Here is a 4811-nt window from a genome sequence, read left to right as displayed (position 1 = left end):
TTATGTACAGGTATGTCTAGTATTGTACAGGTTTTTGTCTTCTAGAAAAACCTCACTTTTACTTCTATTTAGGTTGAGTACCTCGTCAGTCTGAGAAGCTTGTTCAACCTGAGAAGTTGGCGTTAATTCAGACAGTGTAAAGCTGGTATTCGCAGGAATGTCCTGCAATTTATCGTTGCCAAAGATCGAGAAAACTTCACCAGAATTGATACCACCACCACCATTTTGGGTTGATGCCGACACATAGGGATTCCCAATCACTAGGTCATCCAGTCCGTCGCCGTTAATATCGCCCCCTGTAGCAACTTCAAGGGTTTGGTAGCCAGTACTTAATTGGGATGTTGCACTTCCCAACTGACCGTTATTTTTCGTTGCACTTGAATCGGTCAGTAGGCTAGATTCGGAGTTCATGGGGTAATAGCCAACCAAATTAGCTTGACTGCTGGGAGATGCAAGGCGTATAAAGCGGTTGGTTTGAATTTCTTCCGGGGTACGAGCTATGTTCCAGAATCGGATCTCTTTGACTTGTCCTGTGAAGAAATCTCCGGTATTTCCTTCACTACCCAAGTAAACGGGAGTGTTGTTTGTTGTATTACCTAAAGAGCCTTGGCTTACTTGGTTCTCTAATTCACCATTGATATATAGCTTAAGGGTTCCTGCCTCGTGGACGAAGGCGATATGGTACCATGCGTCTTGTTTAAGCACGGTTTTAGAGCTTACACGGGGATTGTGGGACCCGTCAAAGCGAGCGACTTCAATTTGTTGACCCGGGCTGTATCGGATTAGATAGGGATATGCTCCATTTTTATTCCATTTTGCGATAATAGCCTGAAAGGATGTCGATTGCTTCGCAGGGTTAACCCAAGCTTCTATCGTGAAATTTTGGTTTACGTCGAAGTCAATTTTGCTGTTGTGTGGAATCAATGTATTGGTTCCGCTACCTGGTAGCGCCAAGGTTTCGATCGGATCGCTAACGAACTCTAGGTACTGGTAACTAGGATTGTCAACCTCGCCCTTGCTCGTAGCCAGTGTTACAATCCCGGCCTGAACCTGGCTAATGGCAAACTCGCTAATGCCGTCGCCATTGACATCACCTGCATTAGAAATGGTGTTACTAACACCCAGGGTTTGATTACTGGGTAGCTGAGTTAAAGTCTTGCTAGTGAGGGTATTTGAAGTTTCACTCAAGTCTGCCGAGCCAAATAAAAGCACTGGCGTTCTGGAATTATCGATAGCCACCAGGTCGCTAATGCCATCACCATTGACATCGTTGAGGGCTGCCACGCTGAGGGAACTGAGGGAAAGGGAGGTGTCACTCAAATCCAGCGAGATTGGAGTGGGAATACTGCCATCAGCCTGGCCTAGATATAGCAACAGGGTACTACTGGTCTGCACGATCCAATCATTAAGCCCATCGCCATTGATATCCAACGCCGGAATGATGTCCTCGAAGGTTCCTGAAATGGTGGCTTTGGTGGAGAGGTCTTCCAGGGATAGATTAGCCTGAGTCGCCAGTTCAGAGCTGCCCAACAATAAGACCAGTTCTGGGGTACTGTCGGGTAACACAGTCGCGAGGTCCTGGAAGCCATCGCCATTGACATCGCCAACGGAGGCATACTCGGGGGCACTATTGTGGGTAAGGGTGAGTTCCAGGGTGGCCAGACCGCCGTCCAATAGTTCTTTGGTACTAGCTCCAAAAACAATGGTACTGCTGTTAGTGCCTTCGGTAACCAGGGTATCGGCATAACCATCCAGATTCAGGTCACCTAACAGTTGGACTACCTGCTTGGTAACGCTGATGGGCCGGTCATCCACCTCAACAATGGACGCGCTGCCCTCTAAAGTGCCATTGCGCTCCTTGCCGCTGGTATCGTCGGCGGTGCCATCATCAAAGGTAAAGTTGGCCTGTAGGTTTGGTGACTGGCCGCCAAGAGATATAAATTGGTTGTCTTGAATCTGTTGCTGGGTGCGGGCCTCGTTCCAGATGCGAACTTCGTCGATTTCGCCCTCGAAGTAGTTATTGCCCGAAATATCTCTTCCAATACGAACATCGTTATCGCTCTCTGTATTAAAAATTGTCACTTGGGACGAGGAAATTTTTTCTAATTCACCGTCGACATATAGTTTGGCGGTATTTGGTCCAAATGTTGGAACGCCTCCTGAAACGCCTTCATAGACTACCGCAACGTGATGCCACTGGCCGTCAAGTACATTAGTTGTTCCGACTAAATGACCACCATCGACTTCGATCCGAAGTTTGCCATCATCTAACCTAACAGTCCATTTCACTCCGTCTTCATTACCAGGATTACTGCCCCAGGAAACAATAGGCTGATCACTTCCTACCGAAGTAGGTAGCTTGATCCAGGCCTCTACCGTGCGGTCCTCAGTCCCGGTGACACCCTTGTAGCCGGTTAGCTCAACGAAATCTGTAGTGCCATTCAGTTGCAATACTTTTGTCAGGGGGTTGGGATCAATAATAAAGCCCTGGTCGCTCTGCAAGTCTTTGACTTTAAGGCTGCCTTCGTCGGCCAGCCAGGGATGGCCAAAGAGAATACCAATCTGGTCAGCGAGTTGAGCACTAGCCAGCAGATCTTCTGTCCCGTCGCCATTGACATCTGTTGCCCCCTGAGTGGGAATCATGGCATCTTGAGGATTTGTACCGTTAAGCACAAAAGTGCTAATGCTGGGGTCTGGTTTGGTATTCCCAGATTGATTAAAGAAAGCGGTACTTTGGGTACTACCAGGTTCGAGGGTAAAGGCGGTGCTGTAGGCGCCACTCCAGATAGGATTGTTACTGTCTTCAGTGTTGCCAAACAGCACATGAGCCTGTCCGGCACCGTAACCTGCTTTGGGGGAGGCAATAACGATATCATCAGCTTGGTTGGTGGGGTGTTTAGGATCGAAGTTGAAATCTCCGGCATCGCTGACCACACTGCCACTCTGGGAATGCGCTTCAGGACCGGTAATGATTAAGTTACTTTCCCAGGCCAGCTGCAGCGGGGTGTCACTGTTATAGTCACTCCAGTCTCCACGACCCGCTACCACGTAGGTAATGCCTGAGCCTTTACCATCTTCTGGCGCGCCAATTACCAGATCGTCAAAGCCATCACTATTGATATCCCCAGCCCCACTGACGCTATAGCCTGCTTCAGCATCAGAGTTAAAGATAGGAGAACCATCCAAGATTATGGTACTGTCACTATCAACGCCATTTCCATTGCCTAACAGTAGATAGACCCGACCAGTGGTGAGTTCGATCTCGTTGCTACCAGTGATATTATTGTTATCAGCAGCCACCGGACTAACTGCTGATAGAGCCTCAATTGCATCTGGTGCTTTTTGCGCCGCCGCTGCATTTTCAAAGTCCTGATTAAAAGTGACTTTCTGAGTGTAGCTCGGTGCCCCAATGATCAAATCAGCATGAGAGTCATTGTTTAGGGATTTATCACTACTATTGTTCGGCACAATATCAATCGACAACCCGGCTTGATTGCCTGCGTGTTCCCCTGTAAAGACAATCTTGTCTGAGCTAACGGTTGTATCGGCAAAGCTGCTGCTGCCTTTAACAATGTAGACTTCTCCAGCACTATTGCTGGCAAAGGGCGCACCGATGACAATATCAGCAGTCGTGCTGCTACTCAAATTGCCCACAGCTAGGGAATGCCCAAACTCATCACCAGCGTTCATGCCAGAAATAACAGCTCCCTTGCCACTGCTGCTCAGGGTACTCAGGTCAATGGTTTCACCAGGGGTGAGCTTTTCACCGAAGATGACATAGACTTTGCCAGTGCTACCATCTGCGGCAGGAGCCCCAATAATTAAATCTTCTCCACCGCCATTGACATCACCCACGGCCAAAGCAAACCCAAGCTGTTCTTGGTGTCCTTCAATGTCTTTAATTAAGACCCCCTTCCCACCGCTAGGAACCTGGGTGGGGTCGAGGGTGAGGGTTTCGTTATCGGTCTTGAGGTCTTTTCCGGCAGTCAAAATCAGCACTGCCCCATCATTCTGGCTGGTGTTAGGAGCGCCCACGGCAATGGCCATCTCACCATTTAAAAAATTGCCTGCAACCATGGCAGTGCCAATATTGTCTTCGCTGGTGTCAAGAGTAAGACCGCTATCAATTCTAGCCAGGCTACTGACCTCGTCTTCTAAAATGTCGCCCTGGGCCGTGATGATATCGCCAACTGGGGCTGATTTTGCCGGGTTAGGCAGCCAGGGGAGTTTTGGTGGATCATCGTTCTGACCATCGAAGACGACCTTGGTGCCATCGTTGAAGAAGACTGTTGCCGTATAGGATTCCTTGGAGCTATTTGTTCCCTGAAAATAGAGGTCAAAGGTTTCAGTTACCCCTAGCAGAGTCTTCTCAAAACCACTGGGGTCATTGATGAGTTGGTCATCTTGAACAATGGCCATCTGTTATCAGGTTGGCTGGTCCCTGTTTTTGGGCAACTTGCTGTCCATCGAGATACAGCGTAGTGACAGGGTTAGTAATAGAGGCAGTATCAGCGACGGTTGTATCAAAGGTTGCGACCACATGGTGCCACTTGTCAGTATCGAGAGTGTCGGTGCTGAGTTCAACACTACCCACATCAAACACCAGATCTTTGTTAGACCCGGTAGTCAAGCTCCAGTCGGGATCAATAGGAATATCTAAGGTACGATTTATGTCAACAAAAACCGTTGCCTCACCCTCTAATGAACCATTATTAGCATAGCCGCTGTCATCTTTGGCGGTGCCATCGCTAAAGGTGTAGTAACCAACCAGGGTTGAGCGAGTTTCCTCAGAATTCAGCAGGGCATTGAGG

General features: G+C 48.7%; 2 protein-coding genes. Both read right to left on the bottom strand.

Annotated elements, in window-relative coordinates; all coding sequences use genetic code 11:
* Positions 1-4419, bottom strand: coding sequence for a LamG-like jellyroll fold domain-containing protein (locus tag P9B04_RS14480; protein WP_342055694.1), 4419 nt, complete (start codon positions 4417-4419; stop codon positions 1-3).
* Positions 4400-4811 (bottom strand): LamG-like jellyroll fold domain-containing protein (locus tag P9B04_RS14475; protein WP_342055693.1); only part of this gene is annotated, 412 nt, incomplete at its 5' end. The genes P9B04_RS14480 and P9B04_RS14475, both read right to left, overlap by 20 nt.

Source organism: Crocosphaera sp. Alani8, from assembly GCF_038442745.1.
Lineage (GTDB): Bacteria > Cyanobacteriota > Cyanobacteriia > Cyanobacteriales > Microcystaceae > Crocosphaera.
The sequence above is the reverse complement of the archived record's forward strand: the minus strand, read 5'-3'. Positions and strand labels throughout refer to the sequence as shown.

Bases quoted from the DNA above. Each gene is read 5' to 3' on its own strand.
- P9B04_RS14480 (WP_342055694.1), bottom strand. From the start codon at position 4,419: ATGGCCATTGTTCAAGATGACCAACTCATCAATGACCCCAGTGGTTTT.